General features: G+C 35.1%; 6 protein-coding genes and 1 pseudogene (1 of these 7 cut by a window edge). 5 read left to right on the plus strand and 2 right to left on the minus strand.

What is annotated here, in order from left to right; all coding sequences use genetic code 11:
* A pseudogene (gene ebh, locus IDG45_RS03815) lies at nucleotides 1-16,233 on the plus strand (hyperosmolarity resistance protein Ebh) (it extends 15,642 nt beyond the left edge of the window).
* Nucleotides 16,234-16,291: 58 nt separating this feature from the next.
* Here ebh and IDG45_RS03820 read toward each other — a convergent pair.
* Both IDG45_RS03820 and IDG45_RS03825 read right to left on the minus strand, forming a co-directional pair.
* Nucleotides 16,292-16,693 (minus strand): ribonuclease HI family protein, encoded by a 402-nt coding sequence (locus tag IDG45_RS03820; RefSeq protein ID WP_001062939.1) that lies wholly within the window; start codon nucleotides 16,691-16,693, stop codon nucleotides 16,292-16,294.
* A 240-nt stretch (nucleotides 16,694-16,933) separates the two neighbouring features.
* Nucleotides 16,934-17,638: a queuosine precursor transporter gene (locus IDG45_RS03825; RefSeq protein WP_000282171.1), complete on the minus strand. Its 705-nt coding sequence runs from the start codon at nucleotides 17,636-17,638 to the stop codon at nucleotides 16,934-16,936.
* A gap of 244 nt (nucleotides 17,639-17,882) precedes the next feature.
* On the opposite strand from IDG45_RS03825, the gene IDG45_RS14010 reads away from it, so the two are divergent.
* The 4 genes from IDG45_RS14010 to brxA are packed head-to-tail and all read left to right on the plus strand — an operon-like array spanning nucleotide 17,883 to nucleotide 19,955.
* Nucleotides 17,883-18,077, plus strand: a complete 195-nt coding sequence (locus IDG45_RS14010; RefSeq protein ID WP_001824522.1) for a zinc-finger domain-containing protein — start codon at nucleotides 17,883-17,885, stop codon at nucleotides 18,075-18,077.
* Nucleotides 18,078-18,088: 11 nt separating this feature from the next.
* Nucleotides 18,089-18,340, plus strand: coding sequence for a NifU N-terminal domain-containing protein (locus IDG45_RS03835; RefSeq protein WP_001165814.1), 252 nt, complete (start codon nucleotides 18,089-18,091; stop codon nucleotides 18,338-18,340).
* Nucleotides 18,341-18,377: 37 nt separating this feature from the next.
* Complete coding sequence (locus IDG45_RS03840) at nucleotides 18,378-19,502, plus strand: virulence factor (protein WP_000404620.1); 1,125 nt, start codon at nucleotides 18,378-18,380, stop codon at nucleotides 19,500-19,502.
* A 15-nt stretch (nucleotides 19,503-19,517) separates the two neighbouring features.
* Nucleotides 19,518-19,955 carry a bacilliredoxin BrxA gene (gene brxA, locus IDG45_RS03845; protein ID WP_000995283.1) on the plus strand — a complete coding sequence of 146 codons (438 nt, stop codon included), beginning with the start codon at nucleotides 19,518-19,520 and terminating at the stop codon, nucleotides 19,953-19,955.
* Nucleotides 19,956-20,346: the final 391 nt, after the last annotated feature.

Here is a 20,346-nt window from a genome sequence, read left to right on the forward strand (position 1 = left end):
CAAACATCGAACCCAACGATGGAACCAAATACTATTACGCAAGCAACATCACAAGTGACAACTAAAGAACATGCATTAAATGGTGCGCAAAACTTAGCTCAAGCTAAGACAACTGCGAAAAACAACTTGAATAACTTAACATCAATTAACAATGCACAAAAAGATGCGTTAACGCGTAGTATTGATGGTGCAACAACAGTAGCTGGTGTAAATCAAGAAACTGCCAAAGCAACAGAATTAAATAACGCAATGCATAGTTTACAAAATGGTATCAATGATGAGACACAAACAAAACAAACTCAGAAATACCTAGATGCAGAGCCAAGTAAGAAATCAGCTTATGATCAAGCTGTAAATGCAGCAAAAGCAATTTTAACCAAAGCTAGTGGTCAAAATGTAGACAAAGCAGCAGTTGAACAATCATTACAAAATGTGAACAGTACGAAGACGGCGTTGAACGGTGATGCGAAATTAAATGAAGCTAAAGCCGCTGCGAAACAAACGTTAGGTACATTAACACACATTAATAATGCACAACGTACAGCGTTAGATAATGAAATTACACAAGCAACAAATGTTGAAGGTGTTAATACAGTTAAAGCCAAAGCGCAACAATTAGATGGTGCTATGGGTCAATTAGAAACATCAATTCGTGATAAAGACACGACGTTACAAAGTCAAAATTATCAAGATGCTGATGATGCTAAACGAACTGCTTATTCTCAAGCAGTAAATGCAGCAGCAACTATTTTAAATAAAACAGCTGGCGGTAATACACCTAAAGCAGATGTTGAAAGAGCAATGCAAGCTGTTACACAAGCAAATACTGCATTAAACGGTATTCAAAACTTAGAACGTGCGAAACAAGCTGCTAACACAGCAATTACAAATGCTTCGGACTTAAATACAAAACAAAAAGAAGCATTAAAAGCACAAGTAACAAGTGCAGGACGCGTATCTGCAGCAAATGGTGTTGAACATACTGCTACTGAATTAAATACTGCGATGACAGCTTTAAAACGTGCCATTGCTGATAAAGCTGACACAAAAGCTAGTGGTAACTATGTCAATGCTGATGCGAATAAACGTCAAGCATATGATGAAAAAGTGACAGCTGCCGAAAGTATCGTTAGTGGTACACCAACACCAACGTTAACACCATCAGATGTTAAAAATGCAGCAACGCAAGTAACGAATGCTAAGACGCAGTTAAACGGTAATCATAATTTAGAAGTAGCGAAACAAAATGCTAACACAGCAATTGATGGTTTAACTTCTTTAAATGGTCCGCAAAAAGCAAAACTTAAAGAACAAGTGGGTCAAGCGACGACGTTGCCAAATGTTCAAAATGTTCGTGATAATGCACAAACATTAAACACTGCAATGAAAGGTCTACGAGATAGCATTGCGAATGAAGCAACGATTAAAGCAGGTCAAAACTACACGGATGCAAGTCAAAACAAACAAACTGACTACAACAATGCAGTTACTGCAGCAAAAGCAATCATTGGTCAAACAACTAGTCCAACAATGAATGCGCAAGAAATTAATCAAGCGAAAGACCAAGTGACAGCTAAACAACAAGCATTAAACGGTCAAGAAAACTTAAGAACTGCGCAAACAAATGCGAAGCAACATTTGAATGGCTTAAGTGACTTAACTGATGCTCAAAAAGAAGCAGCGAAACGTCAAATCGAGGGTGCAACGCATGTTAATGAAGTAACACAAGCACAAAATAATGCGGATGCATTAAATACAGCTATGACGAACTTGAAAAATGGTATTCAAGATCAGAATACGATTAAGCAAGGTGTTAACTTCACTGATGCAGATGAAGCGAAACGTAATGCATATACAAATGCAGTGACGCAAGCTGAACAAATTTTAAATAAAGCACAAGGTCCAAATACTGCAAAAGACGGTGTCGAAACTGCATTACAAAATGTACAACGTGCTAAAAACGATTTGAACGGTAATCAAAATGTTGCGAATGCTAAGACAACTGCGAAAAATGCATTAAATAATTTAACATCAATTAACAACGCACAAAAAGAAGCGTTGAAATCACAAATTGATAGTGCGACAACAGTTGCAGGTGTAAATCAAGTGTCTACAACGGCATCTGAATTAAATACAGCAATGAGCAACTTACAAAATGGTATTAATGATGAAGCAGCTACAAAAGCAGCTCAGAAATATACTGATGCAGATAGAGATAAACAAACTGCATACAATGATGCTGTAACAGCAGCTAAAACGTTATTAGATAAAACAGCTGGTCCAAATGACAATAAAGCAGCAGTTGAACAAGCATTACAACGTGTGAATACTGCTAAAACAGCATTAAATGGTGACGCTCGATTAAATGAAGCGAAGAACACAGCTAAACAACAATTAGCGACAATGTCACATTTAACTGATGCTCAAAAAGCAAACTTAACAGAACAAATTGAACGCGGTACGACTGTTGCTGGTGTTCAAGGCATCCAAGCAAATGCTGGTACTTTAAATCAAGCAATGAATCAATTAAGACAAAGTATTGCTTCTAAAGATGCGACTAAATCAAGCGAAGATTATCAAGACGCGAATGCAGATTTACAAAATGCATACAACCGTGCAGTATCTGATGCTGAGGGTATTATTAGTGCAACGAATAACCCTGAAATGAATCCAGATACGATTAATCAAAAAGCGAGCCAAGTGAACAGTGCGAAGTCTGCATTGAACGGTGATGAAAAATTAGCAGCAGCAAAACAAACTGCGAAATCAGACATCGGTAGTTTAACAGACTTGAACAATGCACAACGAACTGCGGCAAATGCAGAAGTAGATCATGCACCAAACCTTGCAGCGGTAACAGCGGCTAAAAATAAAGCGACATCGTTAAATACAGCGATGGGCAATTTGAAACATGCACTTGCTGAAAAGGATAATACGAAACGTAGTGTCAATTACACAGATGCGGATCAACCAAAACAACAAGCGTATGATACTGCGGTTACACAAGCAGAAGGAATTACTAATGCTAATGGCAGCAACGCGAATGAAACACAAGTTCAAGCAGCGCTTAACCAATTGAATCAAGCTAAAAATGACTTGAATGGTGATAATAAAGTTGCTCAAGCGAAAGAATCAGCGAAACGTGCATTAGCTTCATATAGTAACTTGATTAATGCGCAATCAACTGCAGCAACTAGTCAAATTGACAATGCAACGACAGTAGCAGGCGTAACGGCTGCACAAAATACTGCTAATGAGTTAAATGCAGCAATGGGTCAACTTCAAAATGGTATTAATGACCAAAACACTGTTAAACAACAAGTGAACTTTACAGATGCTGACCAAGGTAAGAAAGATGCTTACACAAATGCTGTTACGAATGCTCAAGGTATTTTAGATAAAGCACACGGTCAAAATATGACAAAAGCACAAGTTGAAGCAGCACTAAATCAAGTAACAACTGCTAAGAATGCTTTAAACGGTGACGCAAATGTAAGACAAGCAAAATCAGATGCGAAAGCAAACTTAGGTACTTTAACACACTTAAATAATGCACAAAAACAAGATTTAACATCACAAATCGAAGGCGCAACAACAGTCAACGGTGTAAATGGTGTTAAAACGAAAGCACAAGACTTAGATGGTGCAATGCAACGATTAGAGTCAGCAATCGCAAATAAAGATCAAACTAAAGCGAGCGAAAACTACATCGACGCAGATCCAACTAAGAAAACAGCATTTGATAATGCCATCACACAAGCTGAATCTTACTTAAATAAAGATCATGGTGCGAATAAAGATAAGCAAGCTGTTGAACAAGCAATTCAAAGTGTAACGACTGCTAAGAATGCTTTAAACGGTGACGCGAACTTACAACGCGCTAAAACTGAAGCTATACAAGCTATCGATAACTTGACACATTTGAATACAGCACAAAAAACAGCATTAAAACAACAAGTGAACGCTGCGCAACGTGTATCAGGTGTAACTGATCTGAAAAATAGTGCTACATCACTTAATAATGCGATGGATCAATTAAAACAAGCAATTGCTGATCATGACACAATTGTAGCTGGTGGTAATTACACTAACGCAAGTCCTGATAAGCAAGGTGCTTACACTGATGCATATAATGCTGCGAAAAACATTGTAAATGGTTCACCTAATGTGATTACAAATGCAGCAGATGTTACAGCAGCAACACAACGTGTCAATAATGCTGAAACAGGTTTAAACGGTGATACAAACTTAGCAACTGCGAAGCAACAAGCTAAAGAAGCATTACGTCAAATGACGCATTTATCTGATGCACAAAAACAAAGTATTACTGGACAAATTGATAATGCGACTCTAGTAACTGGTGTACAAAGTGTGAAAGATAATGCAACAAATCTTGACAATGCAATGAATCAACTTCGAAATAGTATTGCGAATAAAGATGAAGTTAAAGCAAGTCAACCATATGTTGATGCAGATACGGATAAACAAAATGCATACAACACAGCTGTTACAAGTGCTGAAAATATCATTAATGCAACGAGTCAGCCGACACTTGATCCATCTGCAGTAACACAAGCAGCTAATCAAGTGAACACTAACAAAACAGCGCTTAATGGTGCACAAAACTTAGCAAATAAAAAGCAAGAAACAACTGCTAACATCAACCAATTAAGTCATTTAAATAATGCTCAAAAGCAAGATTTAAATACGCAAGTGACAAATGCACCAAATATTAGCACAGTAAATCAAGTGAAAACTAAAGCTGAACAATTAGATCAAGCAATGGAACGTTTAATCAACGGAATCCAAGACAAAGATCAAGTGAAACAAAGTGTTAACTTTACAGATGCAGATCCAGAAAAACAAACAGCATACAACAATGCGGTAACTGCTGCTGAAAATATTATTAATCAAGCAAATGGTACAAATGCGAACCAATCACAAGTTGAAGCAGTACTTTCAACTGTAACAACTACGAAACAAGCGTTGAATGGTGATAGAAAAGTAACAGATGCTAAAAACAATGCAAACCAAACATTATCTACGTTAGATAACTTAAACAATGCACAAAAAGGTGCTGTTACTGGAAACATCAATCAAGCGCACACTGTAGCTGAAGTAACGCAAGCCATTCAAACAGCTCAGGAACTAAATACAGCGATGGGTAACTTGAAAAATAGCTTGAATGATAAAGACACTACACTTGGCAGTCAAAACTTTGCAGATGCTGATCCAGAGAAGAAAAATGCATACAATGAAGCGGTTCGTAATGCTGAAAATATTTTAAATAAATCTACAGGTACGAACGTGTCTAAAGATCAAGTTGAAGCAGCTATGAATCAAGTGAATACTACAAAAGCAGCGCTTAATGGTACTCAAAACCTTGAAAAAGCTAAACAACACGCAAATACAGCAATAGACGGTTTAAGTCATTTAACAAATGCACAAAAAGATGCATTAAAACAATTGGTACAACAATCGACTACTGTTGCAGAAGCACAAGGTAATGAACAAAAAGCAAACAATGTTGATGCAGCAATGGACAAATTACGTCAAAGTATTGCAGATAATGCGACAACAAAACAAAACCAAAATTATACTGATGCAAGTCCGAATAAAAAGGATGCGTACAATAATGCTGTCACAACTGCACAAGGTATTATTGATTAAACGACAAGTCCAACTTTAGATCCGACTGTTATCAATCAAGCTGCTGGTCAAGTAAGCACAACTAAAAATGCATTAAATGGTAATGAAAACCTAGAGGCAGCGAAACAACAAGCGACACAATCATTAGGTTCATTAGACAACTTAAATAATGCGCAAAAACAAGCTGTTACTAATCAAATTAATGGTGCGCATACTGTTGATGAAGCAAATCAAATTAAACAAAATGCGCAAAACTTAAATACAGCGATGGGTAACTTGAAACAAGCGATAGCTGATAAAGATGCTACGAAAGCAACAGTTAACTTCACTGATGCAGATCAAGCAAAACAACAAGCATATAACACTGCTGTTACAAATGCTGAAAACATCATTTCAAAAGCTAATGGTGGCAATGCAACACAAACTGAAGTTGAACAAGCAATCCAACAAGTTAATGCTGCAAAACAAGCATTAAATGGTAATGCCAACGTTCAACATGCGAAAGATGAAGCAACTGCTTTAATTAATAACTCTAACGATCTTAATCAAGCACAGAAAGATGCATTAAAACAACAAGTTCAAAATGCAACTACTGTTGCTGGTGTAAACAATGTTAAACAAACAGCGCAAGAGTTAAATAATGCAATGACACAATTAAAACAAGGCATTGCAGATAAAGAGCAAACTAAAGCAGATGGTAACTTTGTCAATGCAGATCCTGACAAACAAAATGCATATAATCAAGCAGTAGCGAAAGCTGAAGCATTAATTAGTGGTACGCCTGATGTTGTCGTTACACCTAGCGAAATTACTGCAGCTTTAAATAAAGTTACGCAAGCTAAAAATGATTTGAATGGTAATACGAACTTAGCAACGGCGAAACAAAATGTTCAACAAGCTATTGATCAATTGCCAAACTTGAATCAAGCGCAACGTGATGAATACAACAAACAAATTTCGCAAGCAACACTTGTACCAAACGTCAATGCTATTCAACAATCGGCAACTACGCTTAATGATGCGATGACACAATTGAAACAAGGTATTGCGAATAAAGCACAAATTAAAGGTAGCGAGAACTATCACGATGCTGATACTGACAAGCAAACAGCATATGATAATGCAGTAACAAAAGCAGAAGAATTGTTGAAACAAACAACAAATCCAACAATGGATCCAAATACAATTCAACAAGCATTAACTAAAGTGAATGATACAAATCAAGCACTTAACGGTAATCAAAAATTAGCTGATGCCAAACAAGCTGCTAAGACAAATCTTGGTACATTAGATCATTTAAATGATGCGCAAAAACAAGCGTTAACAACACAAGTTGAACAAGCACCAGATATTGCAACAGTTAATAATGTTAAGCAAAATGCTCAAAATCTAAATAATGCAATGACTAACTTAAGTAATGCATTACAAGATAAAACTGAGACATTAAATAGCATTAACTTTACTGATGCAGATCAAGCTAAGAAAGATGCTTATACTAATGCGGTTGCACATGCAGAAGGCATTTTATCTAAAGCAAATGGCAGCAATGCAAGTCAAACTGAAGTGGAACAAGCGATGCAACGTGTGAACGAAGCGAAACAAGCATTGAATGGTAATGACAATGTACAACGTGCAAAAGATGCAGCGAAACAAGTAATTACAAATGCAAATGATTTAAATCAAGCACAAAAAGATGCGTTAAAACAACAAGTCGATGCTGCGCAAACTGTTGCAAATGTGAACACGATTAAGCAAACAGCACAAGATTTAAATCAAGCAATGACACAATTGAAACAAGGTATTGCAGATAAAGACCAAACTAAAGCAAATGGTAACTTTGTCAACGCAGATACTGATAAGCAAAATGCTTACAACAATGCGGTAGCACATGCTGAACAAATCATTAGTGGTACACCAAATGCAAACGTGGATCCACAACAAGTGGCTCAAGCGTTACAACAAGTGACTCAAGCTAAGGGTGATTTAAACGGTAACCATAACTTACAAGTTGCTAAAGACAATGCGAATACAGCCATTAATCAGTTACCAAACTTAAATCAACCACAAAAAACAGCATTAAAAGACCAAGTGTCACATGCAGAACTTGTTACAGGTGTTAATGCTATTAAGCAAAATGCTGATGCATTAAATAATGCAATGGGTACGTTGAAACAACAAATTCAAGCAAACAGTCAAGTACCACAATCAGTTGACTTTACACAAGCGGATCAAGACAAACAACAAGCATATAACAATGCAGCTAACCAAGCGCAACAAATCGCAAATGGCACACCAACACCTGTATTGACGCCTGATACAGTAACACAAGCAGTTACAACTATGAATCAAGCGAAAGATGCATTAAACGGTGATGAAAAATTAGCGCAAGCGAAACAGGATGCTTTAGCAAATCTTGATACGTTACGCGATTTAAATCAACCACAACGTGATGCGTTACGTAATCAAATCAACCAAGCACAAGCGTTAGCTACAGTTGAACAAACTAAACAAAATGCACAAAATGTGAATACAGCAATGGGTAACTTGAAACAAGGTATTGCGAATAAAGATACCGTCAAAGCAAGTGAGAACTATCATGATGCTGATGCCGATAAGCAAACAGCATATACAAATGCAGTGTCTCAAGCTGAAGGTATTATCAATCAAACGACAAATCCAACGCTTAACCCAGATGAAATAACACGTGCATTAACTCAAGTCACTGATGCTAAAAATGGCTTAAACGGTGAAGTTAAATTGGCAACTGAAAAGCAAAATGCTAAAGATGCTGTCAATGCAATGACGCATTTAAACGATGCTCAAAAACAAGCATTAAAAGCTCAGATCGATCAATCGCCTGAAATTGCGACAGTGAACCAAGTTAAACAAACAGCAACGAGCCTAGATCAAGCAATGAATCAATTATCACAAGCTATTAATGATAAGACTCAAACATTAGCGGACGGTAATTACTTAAATGCAGATCCTGACAAACAAAATGCGTATAAACAGGCAGTAGCAAAAGCTGAAGCATTATTGAATAAACAAAGTGGTACTAATGAAGTACAAGCCCAAGTTGAAAGCATCACTAATGAAGTGAACGCAGCGAAACAAGCATTAAATGGTAATGATAATTTAGCGAATGCTAAGCAACAAGCGAAACAACAACTGGCGAATCTAACACACTTAAATGATGCACAAAAACAATCATTTGAAAGTCAAATTACTCAAGCGCCACTAGTTACAGATGTCACTACGATAAATCAAAAAGCGCAAGCGTTAGATCATGCAATGGAATTATTAAGAAATAGTATTGCGGATAACCAAGCGACATTAGCGTCTGAAGATTATCATGATGCAACTGCGCAAAGACAAAACGACTATAACCAAGCTGTAACAGCTGCTAAAAACATCATTAATCAAACAACGTCACCTACGATGAATCCAGATGAAGTTAATCGTGCAACGACACAAGTGAATAACACGAAAGTTGCATTAGATGGTGATGAAAACCTTGCAGCAGCTAAACAACAAGCAAACAACAGACTTAATCAATTAGATCATTTGAATAATGCGCAAAAGCAACAGTTACAATCACAAATTACGCAATCATCTGATATTGCTGCAGTTAATGGTCACAAGCAAACTGCAGAATCTTTAAATACCGCAATGGGTAACTTAATCAATGCGATTGCAGATCATCAAGCCGTTGAACAACGTGGTAACTTCATCAATGCTGATACTGATAAACAAAATGCTTATACTACAGCGCTAAATGAAGCAGAAGCCATGATTAACAAACAAACTGGTCAAAATGCTAACCAAACAGAAGTAGAACAAGCTATTACTAAAGTTCAAACTACACTTCAAGCGTTAAATGGAGATCATAATTTACAAGTTGCTAAAACAAATGCGACGCAAGCAATTGATGCTTTAACAAGCTTAAATGATCCTCAAAAAACAGCATTAAAAGACCAAGTTACTGCTGCAACTTTAGTAACTGCAGTTCATCAAATTGAACAAAACGCGAATACGCTTAATCAAGCAATGCATGGCTTAAGAGAAAGTATTTCAGATAACGCAGCAACTAAAGCAAATAGCAAATATATCAACGAAGATCAACCAGAACAACAAAACTACGATCAAGCAGTGCAAGCTGCAAATAACATTATCAATGAGCAAACAGCGACATTAGATAATAATGCGATTAATCAAGCAGCGACAACTGTGAATACAACGAAAGCAGCATTACATGGTGATGTGAAGTTACAAAATGATAAAGATCATGCGAAACAAACGGTTAGTCAATTAGCACATCTAAACAATGCACAAAAACATATGGAAGACACGTTAATTGATAACGAAACAACTAGAACAGCAGTTAAGCAAGATTTGACTGAAGCACAAGCATTAGATCAACTTATGGATGCATTACAACAAAGTATTGCTGACAAAGATGCAACACGTGCGAGCAGTGCATATGTCAATGCAGAACCGAATAAAAAACAAGCATATGATGAAGCAGTTCAAAATGCTGAGTCTATCATTGCAGGATTAAATAATCCAACTATCAATAAAGGTAATGTATCAAGTGCGACTCAAGCAGTAACATCATCTAAAAATGCATTAGATGGTGTTGAACGATTAGCTCAAGATAAGCAAACAGCTGGAAATTCTCTAAATCATTTAGATCAATTAACACCAGCTCAACAACAAGCGCTAGAAAATCAAATTAATAATGCAACAACTCGTGATAAAGTGGCTGAAATCATTGCACAAGCGCAAGCATTAAATGAAGCGATGAAAGCATTAAAAGAAAGTATTAAAGATCAACCACAAACAGAAGCAAGTAGTAAATTTATTAATGAAGATCAAGCGCAAAAAGATGCTTATACACAAGCGGTACAACATGCGAAAGATTTGATTAACAAAACAACTAATCCTACATTAGTTAAATCAGTAATTGATCAAGCAACACAAGCAGTGAATGACGCTAAAAACAACTTACATGGTGATCAAAAATTAGCTCAAGATAAGCAACGTGCAACAGAAACGTTAAATAACTTGTCTAACTTGAATACACCACAACGTCAAGCACTTGAAAACCAAATCAATAATGCAGGAACTCGTGGCGAAGTAGCACAAAAATTAACTGAGGCACAAGCACTTAACCAAGCAATGGAAGCATTACGTAATAGCATTCAAGATCAGCAACAAACAGAATCTGGTAGCAAGTTTATCAATGAAGATAAGCCACAAAAAGATGCATACCAGGCAGCAGTACAACATGCCAAAGATTTGATTAATCAAACTAGCAATCCAACGCTTGATAAAGCACAAGTTGAACAATTGACACAAGCTGTTAACCAAGCTAAAGATAACTTACATGGTGATCAAAAACTTGCAGACGATAAACAACATGCGGTTACTGATTTAAATCAATTAAATGGTTTGAACAATCCGCAACGTCAAGCACTTGAAGGTCAAATAAACAACGCAGCAACTCGTGGTGAAGTAGCACAAAAATTAGCTGAAGCAAAAGCTCTTAATCAAGCAATGGAAGCATTACGTAATAGTATTCAAGATCAACAACAAACAGAATCTGGTAGCAAGTTTATCAATGAAGATAAGCCACAAAAGGATGCATACCAAGCAGCAGTACAACATGCCAAAGATTTAATTAACCAAACAGGTAATCCAACACTCGACAAATCACAAGTGGAACAATTAACACAAGCAGTAACAACTGCAAAAGATAACCTACATGGTGATCAAAAACTTGCTCGTGATCAACAACAAGCAGTAACGACTGTTAATGCATTACCAAACTTAAATCATGCGCAACAACAAGCTTTAACTGATGCTATAAATGCAGCGCCTACAAGAACAGAGGTTGCACAACATGTTCAAACTGCTACTGAACTTGATCACGCGATGGAAACATTGAAAAATAAAGTTGATCAAGTGAATACAGATAAGGCTCAACCAAATTACACTGAAGCGTCAACTGATAAAAAAGAAGCAGTAGATCAAGCGTTACAAGCTGCAGAAAGCATTACAGATCCAACTAATGGTTCAAATGCGAATAAAGACGCTGTAGAACAAGCATTAACTAAGCTTCAAGAAAAAGTAAATGAGTTAAATGGTAATGAGAGAGTCGCTGAAGCTAAAACACAAGCGAAACAAACTATTGACCAATTAACACATTTAAATGCTGAACAAATTGCAACTGCTAAACAAAATATTGATCAAGCGACGAAACTTCAACCAATTGCTGAATTAGTAGATCAAGCAACGCAATTGAATCAATCTATGGATCAATTACAGCAAGCAGTTAATGAACATGCTAACGTTGAGCAAACTGTAGATTACACGCAAGCAGATTCAGATAAGCAAAATGCTTATAAACAAGCTATTGCAGAAGCTGAAAATGTATTAAAACAAAATTCGAATAAGCAACAAGTGGATCAAGCACTTCAAAACATTTTAAATGTAAAACAAGCATTAAATGGTGATGAACGTGTAGCACTTGCTAAAACAAATGGTAAACATGACATCGACCAATTGAATGCATTAAACAATGCTCAACAAGATGGATTTAAAGGTCGCATCGATCAATCAAACGATTTAAATCAAATCCAACAAATTGTAGATGAGGCTAAGGCACTTAATCGTGCAATGGATCAATTGTCACAAGAAATCACTGGCAATGAAGGACGCACGAAAGGTAGCACGAACTATGTCAATTCAGATACACAAGTTAAACAAGTGTATGATGAAGCGGTTGATAAAGCGAAACAAGCACTTGATAAATCGACAGGTCAAAACTTAACTGCAGAACAAGTTATCAAATTAAATGATGCAGTCACTGCAGCTAAGCAAGCATTAAATGGTGAAGAAAGACTTAATAATCGTAAGTCTGAAGCATTACAAAGATTGGATCAATTAACACATCTAAACAATGCTCAAAGACAATTGGCAACCCAACAAATTAATAATGCTGAAACGCTAAATAAAGCATCTCGAGCAATTAATAGAGCAACTAAATTAGATAATGCAATGGGTGCAGTACAACAATATATTGACGAACAGCACCTTGGTGTTATCAGCAGCACAAATTACATCAATGCAGATGATAATTTGAAAGCAAATTATGATAATGCAATTGCGAATGCAGCACATGAGTTAGATAAAGTGCAAGGTAATGCAATTGCAAAAGCTGAAGCAGAGCAATTGAAACAAAATATTATCGATGCTCAAAATGCATTAAATGGAGACCAAAACCTTGCAAATGCCAAAGATAAAGCAAATGCGTTTGTTAATTCGTTAAATGGATTAAATAAACAGCAACAAGATCTTGCACATAATGCAATTAACAATGCCGATACTGTATCAGATGTAACAGATATTGTTAATAATCAAATTGACTTAAATAATGCAATGGAAACATTGAAACATTTAGTTGACAATGAAATTCCAAATGCAGAGCAAACTGTCAATTACCAAAACGCTGACGATAATGCTAAAACAAACTTCGATGATGCTAAACGTCTAGCAAATACATTGCTAAATAGTGATAATACAAATGTGAATGATATCAATGGCGCAATTCAATCAGTCAATGATGCAATCCAAAATCTTAATGGTGATCAACGACTACAAGATGCTAAAGACAAGGCAATTCAATCGATTAATCAAGCTTTAGCTAATAAGCTAAAAGAAATCGAAGCTTCAAATGCGACGGATCAAGACAAGCTTATTGCGAAAAATAAAGCAGAAGAATTGGCAAACAGCATCATTAATAAGATTAATAAAGCAACAAGCAATCAGGATGTATCTCAAGTTCAAACAGCTGGCAACCAAGCGATTGAACAAGTCCATGCCAATGAAATACCGAAAGCTAAAATTGATGCAAATAAAGATGCTGATAAGCAAGTTCAAGCATTAATTGACGAAATTGATCGAAATCCAAATCTAACAGTTAAGGAAAAACAAGCACTCAAAGATCGAATCAATCAAATACTTCAACAAGGTCATAACGACATTAACAATGCGATGACTAAAGAAGAGATTGAGCAAGCAAAAGAGCGTTTAGCACAAGCATTACAAGACATCAAAGATTTAGTGAAAGCTAAAGAAGATGCGAAGCAAGATGTTGATAAACGTGTACAAGCTTTAATTGACGAAATCGATCAAAATCCAAATCTAACAGATAAGGAAAAACAAGCACTTAAAGACCGTATTAATCAAATACTTCAACAAGGTCATAACGACATTAACAATGCGATGACTAAAGAAGGAATTGAACAGGCAAAAGAACGTTTAGCACAAGCATTACAAGGCATCAAAGATTTAGTGAAAGCTAAAGAAGATGCGAAGCAAGATGTTGATAAACGTGTACAAGCTTTAATTGATGAAATCGATCGAAATCCAAATCTAACAGATAAGGAAAAACAAGCACTCAAAGATCGAATAAATCAAATCTTGCAACAAGGTCATAACGACATTAACAATGCGATGACTAAAGAAGAGATTGAGCAAGTAAAAGAACGTTTAGCACAAGCATTACAAGACATCAAAGATTTAGTGAAAGCTAAAGAAGATGCGAAAAATAAAATAAAAGCCTTAGCTAATGCGAAGCGTGATCAAATCAATTCAAATCCAGATTTAACACCTGAGCAAAAAGCAAAAGCGCTCAAAGAAATTGACGAAGCTGAAAAACGAGCACTACAAAACGTTGAGAATGCTCAAACTATAGATCAATTAAATCGAGGATTAAACTTAGGTTTAGATGACATTAGAAATACGCATGTATGGGAGGTTGACGATCAACCTGCTGTAAATGAAATTTCTGAAGCAACACCTGAACAATTGCTTGTTAATGGTGAACTAATCGTACATCGTGATGACATCATTACAGAGCAAGATGTTTTAGCACACATTAACTTAATAGATCAGCTTACAGCAGAAGTTATCGATACACCATCAACTGCAACGATTTCTGATAGCTTAACAGCAAAAGTTGAAGTTACATTGCTTGATGGATCAAAAGTGATTGTTAATGTTCCTGTAAAAGTTGTAGAAAAAGAATTGTCAGTAGTCAAACAACAGGCAATTGAATCAATTGAAAATGCGGCACAACAAAAGATTAATGAAATCAATAATAGTGTGACATTAACACTGGAACAAAAAGAAGCAGCAATTGCCGAAGTTAATAAGCTTAAACAACAAGCAATTGATCATATTAATAATGCACCTGATGTTCATTCAATTGAAGAAATTCAACAACAAGAACAAGCGCATATTGAACAATTTAATCCAGAACAATTTACGATTGAACAAGCAAAATCAAATGCAATTAAATCGATTGAAGATGCAATTCAACATATGATTGATGAAATCAAAGCTCGTACTGATCTAACAGATAAAGAGAAGCAAGAAGCTATTGCTAAGTTAAATCAATTAAAAGAACAAGCAATTCAATTGATTCAACGTGCGCAAAGCATCGATGAAATAACTGAGCAATTGGAACAATTTAAAGCTCAAATGAAAGCAGCTAATCCAACAGCAAAAGAACTAGCTAAACGCAAGCAAGAAGCTATTAGTAAAATTAAAGACTTTTCAAATGAAAAAATGAATAGTATTCGAAATAGTGAAATTGGCTCAGCTGATGAAAAACAAGCAGCAATGAATCGAATTAACGAAATTGTGCTTGAAACAATTAGAGATATTAATAATGCGCATACATTACAGCAAGTTGAGACTGCATTGAACAATGGTATTGCTCGAATTTCAGCAGTACAAATTGTAACATCTGATCGTGCTAAACAATCATCAAGTACTGGAAATGAATCTAATAGCCATTTAACAATTGGTTATGGAACTGCAAATCATCCATTTAACAGTTCGACTATTGGACATAAAAAGAAACTTGATGAAGATGATGACATTGATCCACTTCATATGCGTCACTTTAGTAATAATTTCGGTAATGTTATTAAAAACGCTATTGGTGTGGTGGGTATCTCTGGCTTACTAGCTAGTTTCTGGTTCTTCATTGCCAAACGTCGTCGTAAAGAAGATGAAGAGGAAGAATTAGAAATAAGAGATAATAATAAAGATTCAATAAAAGAGACTTTAGACGATACAAAACATTTACCACTTTTATTTGCGAAACGTCGAAGAAAAGAAGATGAAGAAGATGTTACTGTTGAAGAAAAAGATTCGCTAAATAATGGCGAGTCACTCGATAAAGTTAAACATACGCCGTTCTTCTTACCAAAACGCCGTCGTAAAGAAGATGAAGAAGATGTGGAAGTTACAAATGAAAACACAGATGAAAAAGTGTTGAAAGATAACGAACATTCACCACTCTTAATCGCAAAACGACGCAAAGATAAAGAGGAAAATGTTGAAACAACAACTAGTATTGAATCTAAAGATGAGGACGTTCCTTTATTATTGGCTAAAAAGAAAAATCAAAAAGATAACCAATCCAAAGGGGAAAAGTCGGCATCAAAAAAACCTTCTAAAAAGGTAGCAGCTAAAAAGAAGAAAAAGAAATCTAAAAAAAATAAAAAATAATTTGTTTCTTTGATAAATAGAGGAGCACCGATTGACATCACATCAGTCGGTGCTCCTTTTATTTGTTCTTTTTAATTAATTTGTACAATGCTTGCTGTGCGTGTTGATTCGCTTCTTTGTTTTGTTCTCTCGGAATCCATTTAACAAATAATAAATCAAAATCTTGTTCAAATATTTCCAATTGATCAAAATAAGGTTTGAATTTGGCATTTTTTACATAACCAGCGTTAACACTATCCGCAATTAACTTAGAGTCAGTGTACAACAACGCATTACTAACATTTAATTCACGTGCATGTTCTAGTGCATAAATACATGCTGCCCATTCTGCTGTGTGATTATCCATTTCACCTAACTCATGTGTATATGTATAATGCTGCTCATCTTCTTTGATTACAATGGCACAAGTACTTATGCCTGGATTTCCTTTCGTCGCGGCATCAAAATTTATTTTCGCCATAATAAACCTACTTTCTATTCAATACTTAGTTAAAGTTACTATTACTGTAATACAAAATACGTTGGGTAATCCATAAAAAAACACGCATCACTTAAATAAGTAACACGTGTTTAAAATACTCGCTGAGTCAAAAATGATTTTCTAATACGTAGTACGGTAATATACTTCCTAAAAAAATCATCTTGATAAAATTTTCTCAAATATCAGCCTTAATACTTATTCTATTATGTAGCAAGTGCTTTAATAGCCTTGATCTAACTTATCAATCTTACCTTTACGATAAAATGATTTAGCAATATATCCAAATGGTACATTGAAAACTGTTGAAGCTAATTTTAGTACGTACGTTGTAATAAATATTTCAAATACAACTGTACCAGGTAAACTTCCGATGAATGCGATAGCTACAAATAAAGCTGTATCAATTATTGAGCTTAAAAATGTACTACCATATGCACGGATGAAAAATGTTTTATCAGAACTAAATACTTTTTTAATTAGTGAAAAGATGAATACATCAATATGTTGACCAATAATATATGCGACGATTGAGCCTAAAGCAATGCGTGGCACAACATCAAAGATTGCGTGTAATGCTTTTTGTGCCATATCTTCTGGTGCAGGAATAAAATGTAATGACAATTGCATAACAATAATCATAATTAATGTTGATGAGAAGCCTAACCAAACTGCTCTTTTTGCAACTCTACGCCCATAAATATCGTTTAATATATCTGTTGCTAAATAAATAGAAGCAAACATGACATTACCTAAAGTTGCTGAAATACCAAAGATTTCTACAGTTTTAATCACTTGTATGTTGGCAATGATTGTGCCAATTGCAACCCATGCAATTAAACCTTGTTTACCAAAAAAGCGATACATAAGTACCATAAGCACGAACGTTGCAATAAACGTAACTAGTCCTAAAATTTCATTATACATATTAAAATGTCCTCCTAAATTTTGATCATGCGGGTGTTTAGAAACCGCTCAATAAATAACTTACTCATTTTACTGAAAAATCGTTTGCGATGCAATAGTATTTGAATATAAATACATTTTACGTATAGAATTGTAAAAGGTTTCATTCAAATCTTAGGGTCAAAAATGTTATAATATTTTTATGTCAAATTTAAAACAGTAACACTTATTTACAAGGTTGCAATATTTTGAAGTAATAAAGGAAGTGTCGCGTATTTTAACTTTTTCAGAGCAAAATGCACTCGCGAAAATAGATAATTTAATGAATACTTATTGCAATCAATGTCCAATCAAAACTCGTCTGCGTAAATTAGAGGGGAAAACGAAGGCGCATCATTTTTGTATCAATGAGTGTTCAATAGGGAAAGAAATAAAACAATTAGGAAATGAACTTCAATAGGAGGAAGTCAAATGCAAATTATATCAATATCAGAAACACCGAACCACAACACAATGAAGATTACACTTAGTGAAAGCAGAGAAGGTATGACATCAGATACGTATACTAAAGTTGATGATTCACAGCCAGCATTTATTAATGACATCTTAAAGGTTGAAGGTGTTAAATCAATTTTCCATGTTATGGACTTTATTTCAGTTGATAAAGAAAATGACGCAAATTGGGAAACAGTATTGCCAAAAGTAGAGGCTGTATTCGAATAAATTTTTCATCAACTAGTATTCGGGGGGAATAAAGTATATGGAAATTTTACGTATAGAGCCAACGCCAAGTCCAAATACAATGAAAGTTGTTTTGTCATTTACAAGAGAAGACAAGTTATCTAATACTTATAAAAAAGTAGAAGAAACACAACCAAGATTTATAAATCAGTTGTTATCTATAGACGGTATCACTTCTATTTTTCATGTCATGAACTTCTTAGCTGTTGATAAGGCACCAAAAGCTGATTGGGAAGTCATATTACCTGATATTAAAGCTGTTTTTTCTGATGGGAATAAGGTTTTAGAAATTGTAAATGAACCTCAAATTGACAATCATTTTGGTGAAATTAAAGCTGAACTATTAACTTTTAAGGGTATACCGTATCAAATTAAGCTAACTTCTACTGACCAAGAATTAAGAGAACAATTACCACAAACATATGTTGATTATATGACTCAAGCGCAAACAGAACATGACAATATTGTTTTTATGCGTAAATGGCTAGATTTAGGAAATCGCTATGGAAATATTGAAGAAGTAATGGATGGTGTCCTAGAAGAAGTGCTAGCTACCTATCCAGAATCACAGTTACCCGTATTGGTAAAACATGCTTTAGAAGAAAATCACGCAACTAATAATTATCATTTCTATCGACATGTCTCTTTGGATGAATATCATGCGACTGATAATTGGAAGACTCGATTACGAATGTTAAACCATTTTCCAAAGCCGACTTTTGAAGATATACCGCTGCTTGATTTAGCTTTATCTGATGAAAAAGTACCGGTTAGACGTCAAGCGATTGTATTATTAGGTATGATTGAAAGTAAAGAAATTTTACCGTATTTATATAAGGGGCTTCGTGATAAAAGTCCTGCTGTAAGAAGAACAGCAGGGGATTGCATAAGCGATTTAGGGTATCCAGAGGCACTACCAGAAATGGTGCTACTATTAGATGATCCACAGAAAATCGTTAGGTGGCGTGCTGCTATGTTTATCTTTGATGAAGGTAATGCAGAGCAGCTTCCTGCACTTAAAGCGCATATTAATGACAGTGCGTTTGAAGTTAAATTACAAATTGAAATGGCCATATCTCGTATTGAAAACGGAGATGAAGCACTTGGTTCAGTATGGAAACAAATGGCAAACAGAACAATTTAATTGGAGGAATTAAATATGAATGCATATGATGCTTATATGAAAGAAATTGCGCAACAAATGCGTGGCGAATTAACTCAAAATGGTTTTACAAGTTTAGAAACGAGCGAAGCAGTATTAGAGTATATGAACCAAGTAAATGCTGATGACACAACTTTTGTAGTTATTAACTCTACATGCGGCTGTGCAGCTGGATTAGCAAGACCAGCTGCAGTAGCAGTTGCAACACAAAATGAACATAGACCAACAAATACAGTTACAGTTTTTGCTGGGCAAGATAAAGAAGCAACTGCTACAATGCGAGAATTCATTCAGCAGGTACCATCTAGTCCTTCGTATGCTTTATTCAAAGGTCAAGATTTAGTTTATTTTATGCCTAGAGAATTTATCGAAGGTAGAGATATTAATGACATTGCAATGGACTTAAAGGATGCCTTTGACGAAAATTGTAAATAGTACACATAAATAAATATAAAGGTTAACACATTTTATAATATTAAAAATGGTGTCTGTCATTGAAAATAGAGAATATAGTTGTATTCCATTTGTTAAATAAAGTCCGTTCTTACCAACTATATTTTTTAGAAATTTAACTGTTTTAATAGGACATCAAACATAATATTCAAATCATGTGTTAACCTCTTTTTTAAAATTTTTTAGCATTAAAGTTATAGATTTGGGTAAACAATTAGCAATTGGAAACATATAACACGTTACGATGTGGTAGGTACTTAATCAGTATTTTATAAATAAAGTAACGGAATCCATGTTATTAATATCACATTCCTAAAATGAGTGATCACAAAATACTACATAAAGTTAAATTATGTCGAACTAAATATACATA

Origin of the sequence: Staphylococcus sp. EG-SA-10, from assembly GCF_017151945.1 — a bacterium.
GTDB classification, from domain to species: Bacteria; Bacillota; Bacilli; order Staphylococcales; family Staphylococcaceae; genus Staphylococcus; species Staphylococcus aureus.